Genomic DNA, 1,152 nt, shown 5'->3' with positions numbered 1-1,152 from the left:
GTCAAGCGGCTCGTTATAAGGCTGCTTAACGTCTACATATTCGTTGGCTTTAGATTCGTATACGCATACAGAGTCATGATAGTGTACATAGAAGTCTTCTTTGCCGTCGTTCTGGATTTCATCGGCAAACTTACCGGTCATAGTCTTGTTAAAGTCAGTTTTGCTATTAACCAGATACGGAACCTTAACCTCTTCGTGCAGACGTACATATTCAGAGTTCACATACACCTTAGTGCCTTGTTCGTCAAAAGCTTTCTTTTCGGCAGCTGTATAGTTTTCAGCAGCGATAGGAGCTTTCAAAGATGCCATGTAGAACTTTTCCTTGTCGCCGGCAGTCGTTGCAGCGATAGACCCCTTGACTGTCTTTTTGAATTTTACAGTCAGTACGTCCTTGTTGATTTCGTACTTAACCGGTTGAATCGGGCTGTTAGTCTTAATGTCAGCACCGGTAGCCTTGGTCATGATATTTTCAGATGTGATGCAATCGAATGAGGGCAATTCAATATCTGAAGTACGAACACCTACGCTGGGGCTTACATGGAAATAAGCCTCGTTGTAATCAGTAGAGATAGAATTAGCTGTAGCAGCAGCGTTTACGTGGTCCAAAACCGGAGTTGTAGCGTGGTCTTGAGTTGTATGCTTAGTCATAGCCTGATACTTCTGCGGAGTATATTGCAGGGTAGTCAGCGTGATGGCAGCAATACCGTTGATGTGGCTGGTAGGAATTACGGCCAAACTGGTCAGACGATGACCAATCAGGGACATCACCTCAGCGCTTACCTTGTCAATTTCAGCAGCCAAGTCTTTCAGCTTCTCGTCTGTAACGAAATCGCCTTTCAGTTCTTCTTTCAGAGCTGCAATCTTTTGGTTTACGATGTCCAAAGAAGCCAACTTGTCGATTTGGTCTTGCAGTTCTTTCTTCAGAGCTTTCAAATCGTCATCAGAAACACCACCTTCTGCCGAACCGGCCTTGTCCAAAGCTTCCTGAGCCTTGTCCTTAGCTTCGTTGGCAGCTGTTTTAGCATCGTTGACAGCTGTCTCCAAAGTCGAAACTTTCGCAGCCAGCTCTTCAAGTGAAGCTTTCTTGTCCAGTTGTTCCTGCAAGTTCTTGATGTCGTCATCATAGTCCTTACAAGACGTGAACGTTCCTGT

At 45.1% G+C, this 1,152-nt stretch carries 1 pseudogene; it reads right to left on the bottom strand.

The features are described 5' to 3' along the window. Positions 1-1,152: pseudogene (locus M1B78_RS18375) on the bottom strand (hypothetical protein); the annotation flags it as partial.

This window comes from Bacteroides muris (ex Fokt et al. 2023), from assembly GCF_024704895.1.
GTDB classification, from domain to species: domain Bacteria; phylum Bacteroidota; class Bacteroidia; order Bacteroidales; family Bacteroidaceae; genus Bacteroides; species Bacteroides muris.
Note: the sequence above shows the minus strand (reverse complement) of the source record. Positions and strands in the feature narration are given on the sequence as shown.